Here is a 19,789-nt window from a genome sequence, read left to right as displayed (position 1 = left end):
ACACCACGCCGGGACAGCCCGGGTGGTGGCAGGTCGGCTGGGGGCGAGTCCGGTTCGGACTCACGGGTCATGACACACCTCCGGGCGTGGCCACCGGCCGGTGCGGGGGCGGGTCCGAGGGACGCGCGGTGCGGTGGGGGCACCGGACCACGGCCGGGGTGCCCAGTAAACCAAAGAGGGATCTCGATGTCGACCGTCCGTACGAGGGTGGTCCGGATGTCGGACGACTGGCGCCTCCCATCGATATCTGTCATGCTCTTGCGCCATGGCCCGGCTGACGAAACGGTTCCCCCTCATCCTGCTGACGGTCGCCGCGGTGCTGGCGAGCGGTGGTGCGGCGCAGGCCGGCAGCGGCTCCGCGCAGGCCCGGCACGGCACCGGCGGCACCGGTCACGGAGCTGCCTGCGGCACCCGGGCCCTGCTGTTCTGCGAGGACTTCGAACGGCTGCCCGTCGGTGGCGCCGCGTCGCTGAACTGGGGGATCGACACGAAGCACGGAACCCTGACCGTGGAGCGGCAGCGCTCCGACAAGGTGCTGCGGGTGCACACCGAGGGCAACGGCCGGGCGTTCCTGCGGGTCGACGACTTCGCCGCCCCGGGAAACAGTTTCCACGGCCGGATGCGGCTGAAGGTCGACGCCTTCCCGACCGCCCCCGACTGGGCGCACTTCACCCTCGTCGAGGCGACCGGGTCGGGTAGCGCCGAGGTCGTCCGTCCGATCGGCGGGCAGTGGGCGCCACCGCTGGGCGGGTCGTACTGGGGTGTCGGGGCCGACGGTGGCCCGACCGGTGACTGGACCAACTGGCGCGAGTCCGCACCGACCGTCGAGGACCGGTGGCAGTGCTTCGAGTGGCGGTGGGACGCGTCGGACAACCGGATCGCGGTGTGGATCGACGGCGTGGCCCAACCCGAGATGACCGTCACGACCACCGAGCACGGCGGCAACCCGGTCGACTTCGTCCTGCCCCGGGCCGACACGGTGAAGATCGGCTGGCAGCTCTACCAGGGCGGCCCGACGCCGGACCACTTCGACCTGTGGCTGGACGACATCGCGCTCGCTCCGAACCGGATCGGCTGCGGTCGCTGAGGCCGTACCGCCCGGTGCTGGTTCGCACCGGGCGGGACTCCGCGACCCCGACACGTTCGGTGTCGGGGTCACGGGCTCCGTTCGCTCGGCTACGACCCCAGGACGGCACGTTGCAGGGGTGGCAGTGCTCCACAGGTACGGAAGAAGGCGCGTACGGCGCTGCGGGCCGGCCGGCCCTGGACGGCGACCCGTACGTTGCGCATGGATTCGGACACTGCGGCGAAGCCGTGACTCAGCATCTGCCGTTGGTAGTCGGCCAGTGCGCTCTCCGATGGCCGGCCACCGCTGAGCACCTGGCACAGTAGCGCCGCGTCGTGCAGAGCGGCGTTGCCGCCGAGTCCACCGACCGGCGGCATGTGGTGCACCGCGTCACCGAGCAGGGTGACGGGACCGGCCGGCCACGGTTGAAGGGGTGCCGCGGCGGAGAAGGTGAACGCCGAGACGCTGTTCGGAGCCGCCGCGCCCACCAGGCGATACAGGTCCGGATGCCAGGTGCGGGCCCGGTCTGCCACGACGTTACGCAGCGTGTCGCTGGACATGGTCGTCACGTCGGGCGGAACGCTGTCCCGGTGGGCGACGTACGCCCACATCAGGTAGTCGTAGTCGGCGGCTTCCGCCAGCAGGATCTCGGGGTCGACCCCGAGGGTGCGGAGGTCGTCGGCAACCTGTTCGACCGCCTCCGAAACGGTCTGCCGACGCCGGAAGACCGCCGTGAAGAGGAAGCCCTGGTCGGGCAGCATCATGTTCTTGCCGGCCAGCAGCGTCGGGGGCAGCCAGGCGCTGGTCTGCGGGGTGAGTGGGACCTTGCCGCCGACGCCGATCGCCTGGGTGTCGACGGTGCGTGCGTTGGGCAGCAGTTGGCGTCGGACCCGTGACCGCGACCCGTCGGCACCGACCAACAGGTCGCCGGTGGCGCTGCTGCCGTCGGCGAAGTGTGCCGTCACGGTTCCGTCGTCGTGTTGCTCGTAGTGCGTGAACTCCTTGCCCAGGTGGACCAGGTCGTCCAGTCCGGCCAGCAGTAGCCGGCGCAGGGTGAGGCGGCTGACCGCGTGCTCACCGTCGGCCGTCCGGTCCTCGGATCCGATGTGTGCCAGTCGGCGGAGGTGGTGGTCGAAGACGCCCAGCCCCGGGCCGGGGTCCCCGGCGGTGGCGACCACGATGCGCCAGAGCGCCGGGGGCAGGCAGGCCTGGAGCGCGTCGCTACCGGTCGCCTCGATGTTGATCCGGTATCCCTGGAGTCGGGCGTCGAGCTTGTGGTCGCGCTCGTAGACCGCGCAGGAGACGCCGGCCCGACGCAGACCCTGGGCCAGGCAGAGCCCGCCGAGCCCGCCGCCGATTATCAGTACCCGGGTCATCGGTTCTCCTCCGTCAGCGCCGTGATCAGGCGGTCGTGCCAGGCCACTTCGACCTCCAGTCGCATCAGCGTGTGGTCGAAGGCGACCGGCTCCAGACCGGTCAGGTGCGGCTCGGCCTGCTGGCGCAGTGCGCGCATGAACGCCAGCCGCTCGGCGAGTGTGGTGCGGCGTTTCCGGGTCAGGTCCAGCAGGGTGGCCGGGTCCACCGCGCTGGCGTGCTGGAGTGCCAGGTCCACCGGGTCCGGCCGCAGCCGGGCGTCGCCCAGGGCCGCGTGCAGTTGCTCGATGAACTCTCGCCGGCCGGACTCGGTTATCTCGTAGACCGTGCGGGCGGGCAGGTTGCCCTCCTGCTCGGTACGGACGACGGCGATGACGCCTTCGGTCGCCATCCGGCGTAGGGCTCCGTACAGCGAGCCGGGCTTCATGTCGGTCCACAGCTCGACCTGGTCGAGCTGGGCATCCTGACGGATCTTGTGACCGTGCATCGGCCCCCCGCGAGCCAACGCACCGAGTACGAACAATCGGGTTGCATTCACCCGAGTACTCAAACACGACTACCTAGCCCTAGTCAAGGACGAGTACTTGCGTTTGAGTATCTCAGGGGTGCGGCGGCGCTACTCGGCCCGCCTTCTGCCGTCCACCGACGCGGTGCTCGGTGATGAGGGCGGTGACCAGCACGGCGACGAGCGCGGCAAGCTGGCCGATGGCGGTGGTGACCACGCCGAGCGGGATGGTGGCGAGCGCGACCACGGCGGCCGCGACCCGCCAGCCGCCGCCGGAAACACCGAGGATGCGCCGGAACACGACGTCGCCAGCCAGGTACAGGGCGGCGCCGCCGCCCAGTGCAACGGCCCATTCGGGATGGGCGTGCGCGAAGGGGTGCGCGAGGGTCTCGGTCACCCCGGCGGCGAGCGCCACGACACCGAGAATGAGCGGAATGTGCGCGTACCCGTAGGCGAGCAGCGCCAGCAGGCTGCGGCGTGAACCGGGCGCGGCCGACAGCGCCCGCTCGGCCCGCTCGTCGTCACCGCTGAAGTAGAACCACCACAGGCAGGCGGTCAGGGCGAGACCCAGCACGGCGGCGCCGACGAGCGGCGCATCGACGCGGTGCCCGGCGGCGCCGATGCCAATGGCGACAATGGACTCGCCGAGCACGATCAGCATCACCAGGCCGTGCCGCTCGACGAAGTGCGCTGGGCGGACGACGAAGCGGGACAGCCCACCGCCGAGGAACGGTCCGGCGAACGCCAGGAGGAACGCCCCCGACCAGAGGGCGAGCACGGCCGGCCCGTCGAGGAACCCGGCGCCCAGCACCAGCAGGGCCGCGCCGACGTTGGTCGGCGCGATCCGCAGGATCCCGTGTACGGAGTCACGGCTCCTCGCCCTGGTGAACAGGACGGTGTGCGTGACGGTGACGACCAGGTACCCGAGTCCGAACGCGACACCGTCACCGGCGAAGGCTCCGGGCAGGGCCAGGGCCATGACGAGGTAGCCGGCCATCCCGGTGAGCAGGTGTAGCCGTCGTGTCGTGCGGTCGAGCGCGACCGCGTTGGTGAGCCAGGCGTATCCGCCGTACATCCACCAGATGACCCCGAGGGCGAGTACGGCCCGCAGCAGGCCGGTGGCCGTCGGATCGTGCTCCAACATCCGGGTGAGTTGGGTGATCGTGAAGACGAACACCAGGTCGAAGAAGAGCTCGATGGTCGAGACCCGCATCGGTCCGACGTTCCGTACCTCGTTCGGGGCGGCGGATGCCATCGGGGCGTCGGGTCCGGTGTCGGCCTGGTTCACGTCGGTTTCCTGTTCCGATAGGTGGCGGTCGGTACTGGTCGGACGGTCGGTGGACGGGCGGATCCGGATCACCAGGGGACCGGTCGGCGGTCCCGGAAGAAGCCGCCGGTGGGGCCGGAGTCGGGCAGGCTCGCCGCCCAGACGATGCCGGCGGCGCCGTCGTGGACCGGGCGGCCACCGCCGCCACCCATGTCGGTGGCGACCCAGCCGGGACAGACCGCGTTGACCAGAATCCCGTCGTCGCTCAGTTCCGCGGCGAGCATCCGGGTCAAGGCGTTGAGGCCGGCCTTGCACAGCGCGTACGCGGGCGTCCCGCCGCCCATCGACGCCAGCGATCCGGCCTCGCTGGAGACGTTCACGATCCGGCCCTGTCCGCTGGTCCGGAGCAGCGGCAGCAGGGCCAGCGTCACCGACCACGCGCCGAAGAGGTTGGTGTCGAGGGCGGTCCGGACCTCGTCGAGATCGGCGGCGCTCGCCCGCGCCCAGGTGTCGTAGCAGATCGCGGCATTGTTGACGAGCGCGTCGACCCGGCCGTGGTCGCGGGCGAGGTCGGCGGCGAGCCGGGACGCCGCCGCCGGATCGGCGACGTCGAGCGGGTGCGGAACGACGGTGCCGCCCGACCGGGCGATCTCGTCCGCGGCCTGGCGGGCCCTGTCGGCGTCCCGCGCGGTGAGCACGACAAGGTCGCCCCGGGCGGCGAGCTGGCGGGCGACCTCGCGTCCGATCCCGCGATTGGCGCCGGTGACGACAGCGACGCGGGTCGGCATTGGACAGACCCTCCTGTTTGGTTGGGAGAAGGGTAGGCCAACCCGTGCGGACGCGGAGTGGCCCGGGGGTTCCGCGCCCGGTCTTCCGTCGGCGGTCCGGAACGGGAGCCCGGCGGAGGCCGGGCCGAACCCGGTGAGGACCGTGTGACCAGGGTCCTGCTGGCCGACGACCAGTAGTTGATCGGGGGTCGGACTCCGGATGCTCCGGATGCTCCGGTTCTCGGCCCGACTTCGGGCCTGATGGGGAAGGGAGAATCGTGGGAAACCGCTACCCTGGTAGTCCGATCCTCACGACAGTACGGAGCTGATCTCGTGACCGCGCCCAACGACGGAGGGTATCCCGCCTTTCCGATCGACGTCCCGACCTCGGCCCGGATGTACGACTACTCGCTCGGGGGCAAGGACAACTTTCCGGTCGACCGCAAGGCCGTCCTCCACGTGTGCGCGCAGCAACCAGCCAGCCTGGACGTGACCCGGGAGAACCGCCTCTTCCTCTACCGCGCGGTCCGGTTCATGGCCCGGGACCTGGAAATCCGGCAGTTCATCGACCTGGGCAGCGGCCTGCCGACCCAGGCGAACGTGCACCAGGTGGCGCAGGAGTTCCAGCCGGGGGCCCAGGTGGTCTATGTCGACTTCGACCCGATCGTGCTGGCGCACGGGCGGGCGCTGCTGGCCGACGACGAGACGACCACGGTGATCGCCGCCGACGTCACCGTGCCGGAGAAGATCCTCGCCGACGAGCAGGTACGTCGGATGATCGACTTTTCCCGACCGGTGGGCGTACTGCTGCTCTCGGTGACGCACTCCATCGTCGACGATGCCGCGGTGCACCATCTGCTCGGCGTCGTACGGGACGCGCTCGTTCCGGACAGTTACCTGGCCTACTCGCAGTTGGCCGGTATCAGTCGGGAGGGCGTGGACGAGGGCAACGCGATGGTGAAGAAGATGGGCATCCCCTGGAAGAATCGCACCCTGGCGGAGGTGGCGGAGTTCGTGCGCGGCTTCGAGCCGGTGGAGCCGGGACTGGTCGACGTGAAGACCTGGCGTCCCGACCCCACCCAGCCGCCGTTGTCGCCGGTCGACGAGGCACTGCGCCCGTACCTCGGCAAGGGAGCGGACGAGACCAGGTTCTACGAGTACGGCGGCGTGCTGCGCTGGCCCTGACCCGCGCTGGCCCTGACCCGCGCTGGCCCTGACCCGCGCTGGCCCGGTGAGCCAGTGGTCGGCATCGATCATCGGCCGAGGCTGACCTGGACCGGTCGACCGGGGACCCCATCAACTGCCGTAACTTCCCGCCGGGCTCGCCCGACCGGCGCCGGAGGGCCATCTACCATCTATCCGGCTGCCTCAGCCGGCTTGTCGTTGGCCCCGGAAGGACACATGAGCGAGTACGCGTTGTTGATTCTCCCGTCGTCGAACCGTGTCTACGCGGAAGCCTCGGTCGCACTGACCCGGGCCGAGTTGGCGGTGTTCGACCGGGCCGTACTCGGCGGTCGGCTGTCCGACGTCTCGGAGACGACCATCGGCGGCGTCCGCTACGTCACCTTCGCGGCCGACCCGCTCGACGAGCAGGCTGCGGCGTACCTGGCCAACCTGTCGTCGATCTACGCGTTGTTCGAGGTCACCGGCGGTCTGCTCCGCCCGGTCGAACTACGCCGGCTCGACCGGTTCGACGACGACCTGCTGACCATTCCCAAATACCCGGGCAAGACCAACGAACAGTTCACCAAACTGCTGCTCAACGTGACACTGCTCGCCTCGGATTTCGCGCCGGAGATGCTCCGCCGGAGGTTCAGCGTGCTGGACCCGCTCTGCGGCCGGGGCACCACCCTGAACCAGGCACTGACGTACGGCTTCGACGCCGCGGGAATCGACCGCGACCAGAAGGACTTCGAGGCGTACTCGACGTACATCCAGACCTGGTTGAAGCGGAAGCGGGTCAAGCACCGGGTGGAGGCGGGACCGGTACGTCGGGAACGGAAGGTGGTCGCCCGGCGGCTACAGGTCACCCTGGCGGCCGACAAGGAGGCGTACAAGGCGGGGGAGACGCAGCGGCTGGACGTGGTGAACGCGGACACCACCCGGAGTCTGGAGTTCTTCCGGCCCGGCACCCAGGACCTGCTCGTCGCGGATGCCCCGTACGGCGTACAGCACGGCAGCCGGACGGCCGAGAAGGGGCTGGCGCGCAGCCCGCTCGCCCTGCTGGCCGAGGCCGTACCCGTCTGGGTGGAACTGCTGCGGCCGGGTGGGGCGCTCGGCATCGCCTGGAACACCAACGTCGCCCGCCGGGAGCAGGCGGAGCAGGTGCTCGCCGACTCCGGCCTGGAGGTGCTGACGACCGGCCCGTACCAGCAGTTCGTCCACCGGGTCGACCAGTCGATCGTCCGGGACGTGCTGGTCGCCCGCCGTCCCCGCTAGGAACGTCGGTTAGGAAGGGCCCCTTCTTCTACAAAAAGCGATAAGAAGGGGCCCTTCCTTACACGTCAGTAGCTGCAGCCGGAGGTGGGGAGGCTGGTTGCCGCCGGTGGGGTGACACCGTCGTAGAGGGCCAGCAGGAAGTTCTGCGGGCAGCGGAGGGTGCCGCTGGTCCGGATTCCGAAATGCAGGTGGGGACCGGTCGAGTTGCCGGTGTTGCCGGTCGAGCCGATCCGCTGCCCGGCGGTGACGGTGGCGCCGCTCGCGACCGACCATGCGGAGAAGTGGCAGTAGGTGTAGACCGCTCCGTCGGTGCCGGTCAGGTTGATGCCCTGGCCACAACTGCTGTCGTTGACCCGGGCCACGGTGCCGGCCCGGACGGCGTAAGCGGCGGTGCCGGTCGGCACCGGCAGGTCGATCGCGGCGTAGTCGTGGTGCGGGTCGTCGTACTCGCTGCGCGGCAGGGCGGTCCGGGGCAGTGGCATCGAGAAGGTGGTGCCGCCGCCGGTGGCCGTGGTGATCCGGACGGCGTCGGCGATCACGTAGCCGGTGCCGCTGGTCCACCGGCTGACCCCGACCGCGTTGTAGTCGCCCGCGGCGAGGGAGAAGGTTCCCAGTGCCACCCACTGGCCGCCGTTGGTCCGCTGGTTGACCGGGATGCTCTGGGTGCCGCTGGTGGTGACGACCATGAACGGGGTGGAGTTGTTGTATCCCGGATCGGCGGGGTACCAGACCTCGACGAGGTAACTGCCGGCGCTCGGCACGTCGACCTTGAACCAGGCGGGGTCGCTGGCGGTGGTGTCGGGGTTGGCGAAGCGGTAGTCGGCGCCCTGTTTCTGGCTGGAGTAGCTGGACGTACCCCAGTTCGCGCTGCCGGTGAACCGGCCGGCGGTGGCGTTGTCGACGGTCACCGTGGCGGCGGCGGCCGGAGCGGTCGGCAGCAGGATCGTGGTGGCGAGTGCGGCTGCGATGAGGACGGCCCAGCGACGTGCGTAACCGATCTTCATGGAGGACCCTTCGCGACTCGGGCGGGGCACAATGTGAAGGTATTTAACCAACTGGCGGTGACTTTGGAAAGACTTCTACATTGACGTCCGCCTGTGTGGCGTGGGGCGGATCGGGTGGTGGGGCAATTTCGGTCGGACGGTGGGGCGGAGCGGCGGGCCGGCCGTTTTGTCGGGCCAATACGGCTATTTGGGTATTGGACGACTCTGACCCGAATTAGAGTGGTCTGGTCGGACGAGCTGGCCGCCAGCGGTGCCGGTCGCCCCGACGTACCACGGGGGGACCGGGATGACTGACAAGCTGACCAGCGACGAGCCCTGCGGCGCGCTCGAACTGGTCTGCACCTTCACCGGCGCCATGCCGACCGGGGTCACCGTCTCCCGGCAGGGTCGGATCTTCGTCAACTTCCCGAAGTGGGGCGACGAGGTCAGCGCCACGGTCGCCGAGCTTCGCGACGGCACCTGCCAGCCCTTCCCCGACCAGGCGTGGAACGACCCGGCCGGGAACGACGACGCCGGGGCATTCGTCTCGGTGCAGAGCGTGGTCGTCGACCCGACGGACCGGCTCTGGGTGCTGGACACCGGGAGCCCGATGCTCCAGCCGACCAGACCGGGCGGACCGAAGCTCGTCTGCGTCGACCTCGACACCGACCGGGTCACCCAGACCATCGTGTTTCCCGCCGACGTGGCACTGCCGACGTCGTACCTGAACGACGTCCGGTTCGACCTGCGTCGACGCTCCGCCGGCACGGCCTTCATCACCGACTCGTCCAACTCCGGACCGAACGGGATCATCGTGGTGGACCTGGCCAGTGGCGTCTCCTGGCGGCGCCTGCACGACCATCCGTCCACCAAGGCCGAGTCCCTGGCCGACTTCCGGCCCCTCGTCGAGGGGCGACCGTTCCTGTTGCGACCCGCCGAGGGTCCGCCCAGTCCGGTCAGCATGGGTTCGGACGGCATCGCGATCTCGGCGGACGGCAGCCGTCTCTACTACTGCCCGCTGATCTCCCGCCGGCTCTACAGCGTCGACGTCGACGCGCTGGTCGACCGGTCGATGGACGACGCCGAGGTGGCTGCCACCGTCCGCGACGAGGGGGACAAGGGCACCGGCTCCGACGGTCTGGAGAGCGACGACGCCGGCCGGATCTACGTCACGGCGTACGAGCAGAACGCCATCCTGCGTCGCACCCCGGACGGGGCGTACGAGACGGTGGTCCACGATCCACGGCTGCTCTGGCCGGACACCATGTCGATCGGCGCCGACCGGTACCTCTACGTCACGGCGAACCAACTGCACCGCCAGCCCGACTACTCGGGTGGGGTCGACCGGCGGCGCCGCCCGTACGCCCTGTTCCGGCTCGCCATCGACGCCGGCCCGGTCTCGCTCGCGCCCTGACGTCGACGAGATCATTTGATCTCAATCATTGCCGTCAATATCAACAGCAGAACAGATCATCGTCTGACATCGAATGGTCGCGTGGCGGCGATATTGGTTTTTTGGCACTTAGACGACCTGATCGGATTGTGGTAACGACCTATTCGGCCGGCGCGATCGAGCTCTTTGGTCGCATCTTGAACGTTTCCCGCGTCGTTTCCTTCCTGGAAAACTTCACTGGGAGCCCACCTGCAAGTTCCACGGAAACGTGGCGCGCGGGGATCGGGAGAGGAGCCGGACTTGGCACGGACGGACGCGGTGTCGGCCGCGGTTCTGCGCGACCTGGCGGCCGAGATATTCGAGGTGAGCCCGGACGAGGTCACCGAGGGTGCGGCGTTCTACGAGGACCTCGGGATCGACTCGGTGCAGAAGGTCGAGTTCGTGGTGCGGATCGAGCGGCAGCTCGGCGTACGGCTGACCGACGAAGAGGCGGCGGGCCTTCAGGACTTCGGCGACGCCCTCGCCGTACTCCGGGATCGAGGTATCTCCATTGGACCGTGACCGGACGGGTGGCGGTCGCCGAGCCGTGGCGATCTCGGGCGTCGGCGCGGTGTCCGGTGCCGGACTCGGCACCGAGGCACTGTGGACGGCGGTGACCGACCGGCGGGTGCTGACCGGGCCGGTCACCCGGTACGACATGTCCCGGTATCCCGCGCGCTGCGGCGTCGAGGTCCCGTCGGCCGCCGTGGTCGCGCTCGACTCGGTGGTACCCGGGCACGAGTCCCTCGCCGCCCGCTACCTCGCCGCCGCCGCGCTGGAGGGACTCCGGGACGCGGGCCTGCCGGCCCATGGCCGTCAGCGGCGGTTGGGTGCGTTCGTCGGGACGGTGATGGCCAACCGGCCGCTCCTGGACCGGGGCATCGGGCCGGGCGGGCTCGCCGTTCCGGGCCACGGCTGGGCCCGCCCGGACGATCTGCTGGACACGCTGCGGAAGACGGTCCAGGTCACCGGGCCGACGGTGCTGCTCGCACCCGGCTGCGCCGCCGGGAACAGCGCCATCGCCGCCGGCTGCCGGGCGATCGCCAGCGGCGAGGTCGACGTGGCGGTCTGTGCCGGGGTCTCCGAACTGTCACTGGAGATCCTCGCGATGTTCACCTCGCTGCGGGCCCTCGCGGTGGACACGGTCCGTCCGTTCGACGTGAACCGCCGGGGCACCATCCCGGGGGAGGGCGCCGGAGTACTGGTGCTGGAACCGGTCGACCGGGTCGTGGCCCGGGGACGACGTCCGTTGGCCCAGGTGCTGGCCTGCGCCGCCGCCGCCGACGCGCACAATCCGACGCAGCCGCATCCGGACGGCAACGGTCTGGTGTCGACGGTGCACGGCTGCCTCGACCGGGCCGGGCTGACCGCCGACGACGTCGACTGGGTCTGCGCGCACGGCACCGGCACACCGGCCAGCGACGGGATCGAGGCGCGGGCGGTGGCGAAGGCGCTGGCCGGGAGGCGCCGGCCGGTGGTCTCGTCCCTCAAGGGACAGTTCGGGCACGCCGAGGGCGCGGCGGCAGCCCTGGAGGCGGTGGTCGCGGTCCGGGCCCTCGCCGAGAACTTCGTGCCGGGCAACGTGACGCTGATCGAGCCGGACCCGGCGTGCGGGGGCATCGACCTGGTGGAGCCGGTGGGCCGGCGAACGCCGGTGCGGACCGTGCTCAGCCAGGCGTTCGGATTCGGTGGTGGCGTGTCGACCATACTGCTGGGAGAGGCCGAGAGTGCTGCCGGTTAACGACTGTCTGTCCGTTCGTGGCCTGGGACTCCGGCTGCCGGGCGTGACCGGGCCGCAGGACCTGGTACGCCTGGTCGGCGGGACATCGGCGGCACCGTCGGAGGTACGGCGGTTCGAGGCCCCGTACACCGATCTGGATCCGGTGGACCGGTTGGCGGCCGGTCCGGTCGAGCCCCGGATGCCGCCGGGCGTGGCCGTCCGGGGACTCCGGGCGCTGCCCCACGAATCCCTGCTGGCGCTCGCGGCAGCGGTCACGGCGGAGGACGCGGCGTCGCCGAGCGACCTGCGGTTGGCCGCCGCGTCGCCGAGCGACCTGCCGTTGGCCGGTCCGTCGCCCAGTGACCTGCGGTTGGCCGCCGCGTCGCAGAGGGACGTGCGGTTCGCCGGTGCGTCGCCGGGCGGTGCCGGGTGGACCGGTACGCCGCCGGGTGGCATCTCCGGCTTCGCCGCCGGTGTCGGTCCGGTCGCGGTGCTCTGGGCCAGTTCGAGTGCCGGGCTGGCCGAGTACGCCACCATCTGCGTCGAGGCCGCCGTGCTGGATCCGGGCCTGAGCAGCCCGATCATCGGTCCCGCGTCGGCGTTCAACGGACCGGCGGCGACGGTGTCCATCCGGCTCGGGCTCGACGGACCGAACGAGACGGTGACCGGCGGTACGACGGCCGGGCTGACCGCCCTGATCGAGGCGGGCCGGTTCGTGGCCGACGGCGCGGCGGCGCGGGCCCTGGTCGGCGCCTCGGCCACGGTGAGCCGGTGGAGCCTCGCCGGGCTGGCCGAGGACTTCGTCGCGGCCGAGGGTGCCGGGTGCCTCGCGGTGCAGCCCTGGCACGACGGCGATCCCGGTGTCCGTCTCGGGCGGTTCCACCGGGTCGGCCTGGACCGGTCCCGCCTGGTGACCGAGAGCCGCGACCTGGTCCGCGCGGCACTTCCGCCCGGCGGACCACGGCTCGGAGCGCCGCCCGGCACCGGGGCGGCGGCCGGCCGGGGAGCGACCGGCGGGGCAGCGGCGGTCGGATCGGGGCCGATGATCGTCTCAGCGCTGGACGTCGGCCTGGTCGAGGCGCTGGCCGAGGTGCATCCCGGGCCGGTGTGGCACCTGGAACGGTCGCTCGGCGACTTCGGTGCGGCCGGCGGCTTCATGGCGGTGGCCTGTGCCGTCGCGTACTGCGCCGGCGCCCGGGCGCCGACCAGCCTGCTCGCACTCGCGATCGAACCGTCCGGAAACGCAGCCGTCATGGAGGTCTTCACATGGGGAGCGTCAACCTCGTCGAGCGTCTGGTAGGGCGGCAACTCGCGCTCGGCCGGGGTGAGCGGGTCGCATACCTGGACCAGGGTGGGAAGCTCGGCTACGCGGAGCTGTACCGCGCGGTGCGGTGGTATTCGGCGCGGCTTGCCGAGGCCGGGATCCAACCCGGAACCCGGGGGCTGATCGTCGCCGACGACGCCGTCCCGACCGTGGTCGCGATCCTGGCACTGTGGTGGCGGGGCGCGGTCGCGGTTCCGGTCAGCCCCATGCTGAGCGAGGCGGAACTGGCCTTCATCGCCGGAGACTGTCGGGCCGGTTTCCTGCACACCGACGAGCGCGGCGGCGAGCTGGCGACCCGGGCCGGCCTCACCCGGCTGCCCCGGGGTGACGCGGCCTGGGCGGGAAGCGGCGCTCCGCCGGCACCACCGCCGGAGAGCCGGGAACCATCCGAGGTGCTGCTGATCCAGTACACCTCGGGCAGCACCGGCAGGCCCAAGGGCGTACTGCACACCGGATCCGGGATGGAGGCCGTGTTGGCGGGCTTCGGCCGGGTTCTCGACCTCCGGCCCGAGGACACCGTGCTGTCCACCGCCAAGCTCTCCTTCGGCTACGGCTTCGGCAACTCGCTGCTCTTTCCGCTCGCCACCGGGGCGGGAGTGATCCTGGGCCAGGGCCCACCGGACGTCTACCGGCTCGCCGTGACGATCGCCCGACACCGACCGACCGTGCTCTGCGCGGTACCCCGGATCTACGCCGCGCTGCTCGACCGGGCCCGTGCGGCGGCCCCGGCGACCGCCGCCGAGGTGGCCACGGCAGAGCAGGTGGCCACGGCAGAGCAGGCGGTCACGGCAGACCAGGTGGACGGCGCGGGCCAGGTGGACGGGGCGGGACCGCTCGACCTCGGATCGGTGCGCCTCGCCGTCTCGGCCGGCGAGCACCTGCCCGGGTCGCTCTGCGCCGACTTCACCCGCACCTTCGGGGTGCCGCTGGTCAACGGCCTCGGCGCGACCGAGGTGCTGCACATCGTGGTGGCCACCCGGGGCAGCCAGCCCGGGTCGACCGGGACGGCCGTGCCCGGCATGACGGTCACCGTCCGGGACGACGCCGGACACCTCCTGCCGGTCGGATCGGAGGGTCGGCTGCACGTGGCGGGCCCGTCCGTCGCGGTCGGCTACCTGGACCGTCCCGAGACCGAGGCCCGGACCTTCGCCGACGGTGGTGCGTACACCGGTGACATCGTCGCGCAGCAGCCGGACGGGGAACTCCGGTACCTGTGCCGGCACGACGACCTGATCAACATCGGCGGGTACAAGGTGTCACCCCTCGACATCGAGGCGGCGGTGCGGGATCTGGCCGGGCTGGGGCAGTGCGTGGTCGTCGGGTCGCGGGACCGGAACGGACTGGAGCAGGCGGTCGCCTATCTCGTACCGGCTGTCGGCGCCGATCCGGTCGCACTGCGCCGGACCGCACGGGCGGCCTTCCGGGCCGGGCTGCCACCGTACAAGCGGCCCGCTGTCGTCGAGGTCGTCGAGCACCTGCCGACCACCTCCACCGGCAAGCTCGCCCGATACAAACTCCGGGCCGCCGGTACGGCGCCAGCGGTGGTCCGGATGCGGGTGCTGCGCGACGGCCCGGGACGGACCCTGGTCTGCATCCCGTACGCGGGCGGCTCGTCCGGGGCGTTCACCCGGTTGGCCCGGCACCTGCCCGGCTCCTGGCGGGTGGTGGCGGGCGAGGCGACCTACCGGGACGGGGTCACCATCGCCGACGCGGCCCAGGCCTGGTGGCAGGCGGGTACGCCGTACCTGTCCGACGGGGCGGTGCTGTTCGGGCACAGTCTGGGCGCGGTACTTGCCGCCGCGGTCGTCGACGCGGCCGGGGACGGGCTGGCCGGGACGCAGGTCGTGCTCTCCGCCCCGCCGCTGCTGGCCGGAGCCGAGCGCCCGGCACTGGTCTCCGACGACGACGAGACGCTGCTCGCCGGGTTGCGCAGCACCGGTCTGCTGCCCGCCAGCGCGCTGACCTCAGAGGAAATCATCCGGCTGCTGCTGCCCCGGTTCCGGCGGGACATCGCGCTGGCGCCGAACGGTTTCGAGGGCGTACGGAGTCGAGCCGTACACGTCCTGCTCGGTACCGACGACGGGCTCTGTACCCGGGAGGCGCTCGCCGCCCGGATCCCGGTCGACCGGATAGCCAGCCTGCACCTCATCGCCGGCGACCACTACTTCGTCTCCACCAATCCGGCCCAGACCGCCGAGGTGCTCGCCGACATGTTCCAGGACTGATCACATCGCGGGCGGTGGGGCGATCGCCCGGCCCCTGATCGCCCGGTGCTGGGTGGCTCCTGCTCAGTAGGGTGGGACAAATATCCCAGTCGCCACAAAAGCTGACACCGGGGACGTAATACTGATGTTGCACCCGCTGGGTTCCACGGAGAGCTCGGCGGGCGGCAGGGCGCCCCGGTCCGTGCCTGCCGGGCATCGCCAGCCAGGCGGTCCGACCCTGCTGACCCGCTACCGGCGGCGGCACATCCACCGTGACAGCGGGCGACCGTTGCCAAGTACCCGACGCTGAGCCCACGAGGCTCCGCGTGATGGCGACGCCGATCGGCGGTCCGCCAACCGGTGGCGCGGCCCTGACGGACGGACAGCTTCCGCCAGGGCCGCGCCGCTCTGCTGTTCCGCCTTCTGCGGCCCGCCGTGGCTTCCCGCCGAGATGTCGTACCGCCACCGGTCCGGCGCGGTGTCAGTCGATGTCCTCCCGGACCCGGGCGACCAGTTGGGTCGGATTGACGAACCGCAACGCGATCACCAGAAGCACCAGCATCATCGTGGTGTACATGACCGCCATCGCGTCGATGGACTGCTGGGCCCGGATGCCGGCCGCCGACATCGAGTAGTACAGCGCCACGACCAGGGTCTGCGAGTCCGGCCCCGCCGTGAGGAAGGTCAACTCGAACATCCCGACCGTACGCACCAGGACCAGGATCGAGGCGGCCAGGATCCCCGGCAGCAGCAACGGAGCGAGGATCCGGACGAAGATCTGCCGGGTGCCGGCCCCGCACATCCGGGCCGCCCGTTCCACCGCCGGGTCGATCTGCTCGATGAACGGCGTCATGGTGAGGATGACGAACGGCACCGACGGCACCAGGTTCGCCAGCACCACCCCGGACAGGTGCCCGGCGAAGCCGTACTTGTAGAGCACCGTGGCCAGCGGGATGCCGTAGGTGATCGGCGGCATCAGGATCGGAAGCAGGAACAGCAGGTAGAGCAGCCGCCGGCCGGGAAACGACCGGCGGGCCAGCGCGTACGCCGCCGGCACCCCGACCAGTACCGAGATGCCGACCACCAGCAGCGACACCTCGAGAGTCACCACCAGCACCTGGAACAGGCCGAACTCCTGCCACGACTGGCCGTACCACTTGGTGGTGAACTCCTGGGGGAGCCAGCTGTCGTACCAGCGGTTGCCGAACGAACTGACCAGTACCGAGCCGATCACGCCGGCGAGGTTGACGAAGAAGAACGCCACCACGCCCCAGATCAGCCAGGCTGCCGGCCTGGCGACCAGGCGTCGACGGCGACGTGCCGGAGCCGTTGCGGACGACGTCATCAGCCCTTTCCTCCCGCCGTCGAACCGGTGTACAGCAGTGCCCGCCAGCCGAGCACGGCGGCGATCACCAGCAGCTCGACCAGACCCATCAGCACCGCGATGGTGGCCGCCATCGGATAGTCGTACTGCACGTACGCCGCGTCGTACGCCGCGATCGAGATGACCCGGGTCGTGCCGGCCGGGTCACCGACCAGCACGGCCGACGGGAAGACGCTGAACGCCAGCACGAAGGTCAGGCAGAACGTGGTGGCGAGTCCGGGTGCCAGCAGCGGCAGGGTGATCCGGCGGAACCGCTGCCACCAGTTCGCCCCGAGGGTGGCGGCGGCCCGCTCCAGCGTCGGGTCGATGCCCGACAGGTACGACAGCACCAGCAGGAAGGCGAACGGGAATCCGGTGATGACGATGGAGAAGAACACCCCCCAGTAGTTGTTGGTGAGCCGGATCGGATCGTCGGTCAGGCCGACGGCCAGCAGGGTCCGGTTGAACCATCCGGTCGGGCCGAGGAAGTTGAGCAGCCCCTGCGCGGTCAGCACCGTGCCGAGGGTGATCGGCACCACCAGCACCGTGGTGAGCAGCCGTTTCCCCCGGAACCGGCCGCGCATCCGGTACGCGATCGGCACCGAGGCCGCGACGTTGAGCAGGGCCGCCGGCAGCGACAGGCTCAGCGTGGTCCAGATGGTGTCCCGCAGGTACGCGTCGGTGAAGAACTCCTGGTACGTGGCGAACGGGCCGCCCTCGGTCGGCTGGAACGACAGCCCGACGCCGTAGCCGAACGGGTAGATGAAGAGCACCAGGACGAAGAGCGCCGCCGGAACCAGCAGCAGGAGTTGCCGGTCGACGCCCCGCTCGGCCAACCGGTGTCGGAGCGCCACCCGCACGCCGACCGGCGCCCGGCCACCCGGCGGATCGTCGCCGGTCGGGTCGCCGGTGCGGGACGGTGTCGCGGTGGCGCTCACCGGGAGTCCCCGGTCGTGGGTTCCTCCGCCGGTTCGCCGGCGGGGCGGTCGTCCCCGTCGGCGTCGGTCCCGTCCGCCGGAAAGACCAGCAGCCGTACGGGATCCACCACGATCCCGATCCGTTCACCGAGGGTCGGACGCGTCTGGGTACGCAGGTTGAACTGGACGCCGTCGGCGGTGCGGGCCTCGACCGCCACCTCGCGACCCTGGTACTCGACCACCTCGACGACGGCCGGCACGCCCTCCTCCGGACCGGTGATCCGAAGGTCCTCGGGACGTACCCCGGCGATCACCTCGGCCCCGGCGCGTACCGGCCCGACCGGCGTGCCGACGAGCCGCAGGCCATGACCTGTCACCACCACCTCGTCCTGGCCGGTACGGTCGTCCGCGCGCAACCGCAGCAGGTTGCGGTACCCCATGAAGTCGGCGACGTGCCAGTTCGCCGGTCGGGTGTGCAACTCCTCCGGCGTGCCGATCTGCTGCACCCGGCCCTCGCGGAGCACCACCAGGCGGTCCGCCAGGGAGAGTGCCTCCTCCTGGTCGTGGGTGACGTACACCGTGGTCAGCCCGAGCGACTGGTGCAACCGCCGGATCTCGGTACGCATCTCCAGCCGCAGCTTGGCGTCCAGATTGGACAGCGGCTCGTCCATCAGCACCAGTGCGGGCTCCAGCACCACCGCGCGGGCGATGGCGACCCGCTGCTGCTGCCCGCCGGAGAGTTGTCCGGGCAGCTTGTTCGCGTGTTCCTCCAGCCGGACCAGCCGGATGGCCTCCTCGGTCCGGCGCCGGATCTCGGCCCGGGGCAGCCGACGCATCTGTAGTCCGAAGGCGATGTTGCGGCGTACCGACATGTGGGGGAACAGCGCGTAGTTCTGGAACACCATGCCGAAACCGCGCCGCTCCGCCTGCACGGTGTCGAGCCGGGTGTCGTCGGACCAGATGCTGCCCCGGGTCAGCGGAAGCAGGCCGGCCAGGCAGTTCAACGCGGTGGACTTGCCGCAGCCCGACGGTCCGAGCAGGGCGATGAACTCCCCGCTGCGCACCGTCAGGTTCAGGTCGGTCAGTGCGTCGTGGCCGGCGAAACTCCGTGTCACGCCGTCGAGCCGCAGTTGTGCGAAGCTCACTTGCTCACCTTCGCGCCGCCGATCTCGCGGTCCCACTTGCTGAACGCCGCGACCAGGGCCTTGGCGTCGAGTGGCACCTCGATTGGGTTGCCGGCGATGAGTTGCTCGTACTCGGGTCGGCCGAACTTCTCGATCGCCTGGCGGCTGGCCTCCGGTGCCATCGACAGCGGCACGTCCTTGATCGCCGGTCCGGGGTAGAAGTAGCCCTGGTCGTACGCCTTGGCCTGCTGCTCCGGGGTGAGCATGTGGTTCAGCAGGGCCAGGATGGCGGCCTGCTTGTCCGTCGACACCCCCTTGGGGACGACCGCGTAGTGGGCGTCGGTGACCCAGTGGAAGCCCTCCAGCGTGCCGACCTTCGCCTCCTCGGGCACCGTGCCGAGCACCCGTGGGTTGATGTCCCAGCCGGTGGTGCTGACGATGATCTTCGCGGATCCGTTGGCCAGGTTCTTCATCGTCTCACCGGTGCCCGACGGGTAGAGCGTGACGTACTTGTTCAGCTCGGCGAGGTACGCCCAGGTCTTGGCCCACCCGTTCACCGGGTCCTTCGGGTCGGTGTCGCCGAGCAGGTACGGCAGGCCCATCAGGAAGGTCCGACCGGGTCCGGAGTTCGACGGCCGGGCGTACTGCACCGCACCCGGGTTGGCCTTGGCGTACTCGAGCAGTGCCGGGGCACTGGTCGGCGGGTTCGGCACCTTCGACGGCAGGTACTCGATCAGCGGCCCGGACGGGTAGTAGGTGACCGTCACCCCGTGGTCGCCGGCCAGCTTCTGCATCGCCGCCGCGCCGGGCAGGTAGTTCGCCATCCCCGGCAGCCGGTCGGCATGGGTGGGCAGCAGCGGGGTCCACAGGTTCTGTTCGATGCCGGCCGCGAGACCGTCCACACCGGTCAGTACCAGGTCGATCTCGACCCGGTTGGCGTCCTGCTGGGCCTTGACCTTTCCGACCAGTTCCGGCGAGGGCGACTTCGAGTACGTCACCTTCGACACCGTGTCGGAGTTCTTCGACACGAAGTCGTCGATCATCGCCTGGGTGAGTTGCAGGTTGCCCGCGACGTCGAGGATGTTCAACACGACCGGCGAGCCGGGCTTGTCGGGAACCGCGCCTCCGCTCGGCCCGGGTTGCGCGGTCTCGGGGGCACCGCAGGCGGCGACCAGGCTCAATGCGGTCAGGGCCGTGGCGACGATCAGTCGGCGTTGGCTTCGGCGCATGGCATTCCCTCTCTCTATTGTGCTGATCCATGATCTTCCTCTATGCGGCGGCGGTCCGCGCCGGCCCCCGGGAAG

Annotated in this window: 17 protein-coding genes; 8 read left to right on the top strand and 9 right to left on the bottom strand. The window is 70.7% G+C overall.

Annotated features, from left to right (window positions below; translation table 11 throughout):
• The first annotated feature begins 265 nt into the window (after nt 1–265).
• Nucleotides 266–1,087, top strand: a complete 822-nt coding sequence (locus I0C86_RS26535) for a hypothetical protein (RefSeq protein WP_230394826.1) — start codon at nt 266–268, stop codon at nt 1,085–1,087.
• Nucleotides 1,088–1,176: 89 nt separating this feature from the next.
• Here the strand turns inward: I0C86_RS26535 and I0C86_RS26530 are convergent, their stop codons facing one another.
• From I0C86_RS26530 to I0C86_RS26515, 4 genes are all read right to left on the bottom strand, one after another.
• Nucleotides 1,177–2,442 carry an FAD-dependent oxidoreductase gene (locus I0C86_RS26530; RefSeq protein WP_196204008.1) on the bottom strand — a complete coding sequence of 422 codons (1,266 nt, stop codon included), beginning with the start codon at nt 2,440–2,442 and terminating at the stop codon, nt 1,177–1,179.
• Nucleotides 2,439–2,978, bottom strand: a complete 540-nt coding sequence (locus tag I0C86_RS26525; protein ID WP_196204007.1) for a PadR family transcriptional regulator — start codon at nt 2,976–2,978, stop codon at nt 2,439–2,441. The genes I0C86_RS26530 and I0C86_RS26525 overlap by 4 nt, the downstream gene beginning before the upstream one ends.
• A gap of 61 nt (nt 2,979–3,039) precedes the next feature.
• Nucleotides 3,040–4,233, bottom strand: coding sequence for a low temperature requirement protein A (locus I0C86_RS26520; RefSeq protein ID WP_323373858.1), 1,194 nt, complete (start codon nt 4,231–4,233; stop codon nt 3,040–3,042).
• Nucleotides 4,234–4,301: 68 nt separating this feature from the next.
• Nucleotides 4,302–5,000 carry an SDR family oxidoreductase gene (locus tag I0C86_RS26515; protein WP_196204006.1) on the bottom strand — a complete coding sequence of 233 codons (699 nt, stop codon included), beginning with the start codon at nt 4,998–5,000 and terminating at the stop codon, nt 4,302–4,304.
• 312 nt (nt 5,001–5,312) lie between these two features.
• Between I0C86_RS26515 and I0C86_RS26510 the strand changes: the two genes are divergently transcribed.
• Together I0C86_RS26510 and I0C86_RS26505 are read left to right on the top strand one after the other, a co-directional pair.
• Nucleotides 5,313–6,164: an SAM-dependent methyltransferase gene (locus I0C86_RS26510; protein ID WP_323373857.1), complete on the top strand. Its 852-nt coding sequence runs from the start codon at nt 5,313–5,315 to the stop codon at nt 6,162–6,164.
• 216 nt (nt 6,165–6,380) lie between these two features.
• Nucleotides 6,381–7,418, top strand: coding sequence for a TRM11 family SAM-dependent methyltransferase (locus I0C86_RS26505; RefSeq protein ID WP_196204004.1), 1,038 nt, complete (start codon nt 6,381–6,383; stop codon nt 7,416–7,418).
• A 65-nt stretch (nt 7,419–7,483) separates the two neighbouring features.
• On the opposite strand, the gene I0C86_RS45185 is transcribed toward I0C86_RS26505, so the two are convergent.
• The gene (locus I0C86_RS45185) at nt 7,484–8,422 is read right to left on the bottom strand and encodes a golvesin C-terminal-like domain-containing protein (RefSeq protein ID WP_323373856.1); all 939 of its coding nucleotides are present in this window, start codon (nt 8,420–8,422) and stop codon (nt 7,484–7,486) included.
• 286 nt (nt 8,423–8,708) lie between these two features.
• Between I0C86_RS45185 and I0C86_RS26495 the strand changes: the two genes are divergently transcribed.
• The 5 genes from I0C86_RS26495 to I0C86_RS26475 all read left to right on the top strand — a co-directional run bounded on the left by I0C86_RS26495 (nt 8,709) and on the right by I0C86_RS26475 (nt 15,102).
• On the top strand, nt 8,709–9,815 hold the full coding sequence (locus I0C86_RS26495; protein WP_196204003.1) for an L-dopachrome tautomerase-related protein: 1,107 nt from the start codon (nt 8,709–8,711) through the stop codon (nt 9,813–9,815).
• Nucleotides 9,816–10,094: 279 nt separating this feature from the next.
• Complete coding sequence (locus I0C86_RS26490; RefSeq protein ID WP_196204002.1) at nt 10,095–10,355, top strand: acyl carrier protein; 261 nt, start codon at nt 10,095–10,097, stop codon at nt 10,353–10,355.
• On the top strand, nt 10,345–11,574 hold the full coding sequence (locus I0C86_RS26485) for a beta-ketoacyl synthase N-terminal-like domain-containing protein (protein WP_196204001.1): 1,230 nt from the start codon (nt 10,345–10,347) through the stop codon (nt 11,572–11,574). The genes I0C86_RS26490 and I0C86_RS26485 overlap by 11 nt, the downstream gene beginning before the upstream one ends.
• Nucleotides 11,575–11,617: 43 nt before the next feature.
• Nucleotides 11,618–12,853, top strand: a complete 1,236-nt coding sequence (locus I0C86_RS26480; RefSeq protein WP_196204000.1) for a beta-ketoacyl synthase N-terminal-like domain-containing protein — start codon at nt 11,618–11,620, stop codon at nt 12,851–12,853.
• Nucleotides 12,820–15,102, top strand: a complete 2,283-nt coding sequence (locus tag I0C86_RS26475) for an AMP-binding protein (RefSeq protein ID WP_196203999.1) — start codon at nt 12,820–12,822, stop codon at nt 15,100–15,102. The genes I0C86_RS26480 and I0C86_RS26475 overlap by 34 nt, the downstream gene beginning before the upstream one ends.
• A 460-nt stretch (nt 15,103–15,562) precedes the next feature.
• Here the strand turns inward: I0C86_RS26475 and I0C86_RS26470 are convergent, their stop codons facing one another.
• Genes I0C86_RS26470 through I0C86_RS26455 form a run of 4 tightly spaced genes read right to left on the bottom strand, consistent with a single transcriptional unit; the run spans nt 15,563 to nt 19,714 of the window.
• On the bottom strand, nt 15,563–16,426 hold the full coding sequence (locus I0C86_RS26470; protein WP_196203998.1) for an ABC transporter permease: 864 nt from the start codon (nt 16,424–16,426) through the stop codon (nt 15,563–15,565).
• Nucleotides 16,426–17,382, bottom strand: coding sequence for an ABC transporter permease (locus I0C86_RS26465; protein WP_323373855.1), 957 nt, complete (start codon nt 17,380–17,382; stop codon nt 16,426–16,428). Before I0C86_RS26465 ends, I0C86_RS26470 begins: the two co-directional genes overlap by 1 nt.
• Complete coding sequence (locus tag I0C86_RS26460; RefSeq protein WP_196203997.1) at nt 17,379–18,506, bottom strand: ABC transporter ATP-binding protein; 1,128 nt, start codon at nt 18,504–18,506, stop codon at nt 17,379–17,381. The genes I0C86_RS26465 and I0C86_RS26460 overlap by 4 nt, the downstream gene beginning before the upstream one ends.
• Nucleotides 18,503–19,714 carry an ABC transporter substrate-binding protein gene (locus tag I0C86_RS26455; RefSeq protein ID WP_196203996.1) on the bottom strand — a complete coding sequence of 404 codons (1,212 nt, stop codon included), beginning with the start codon at nt 19,712–19,714 and terminating at the stop codon, nt 18,503–18,505. Before I0C86_RS26455 ends, I0C86_RS26460 begins: the two co-directional genes overlap by 4 nt.
• Nucleotides 19,715–19,789: the final 75 nt, after the last annotated feature.

The sequence above is a fragment of the Plantactinospora alkalitolerans genome (genome assembly GCF_015690345.1).
GTDB lineage: Bacteria > Actinomycetota > Actinomycetes > Mycobacteriales > Micromonosporaceae > Plantactinospora > Plantactinospora alkalitolerans.
This window is presented reverse-complemented; position numbering and strand designations above follow the sequence as displayed.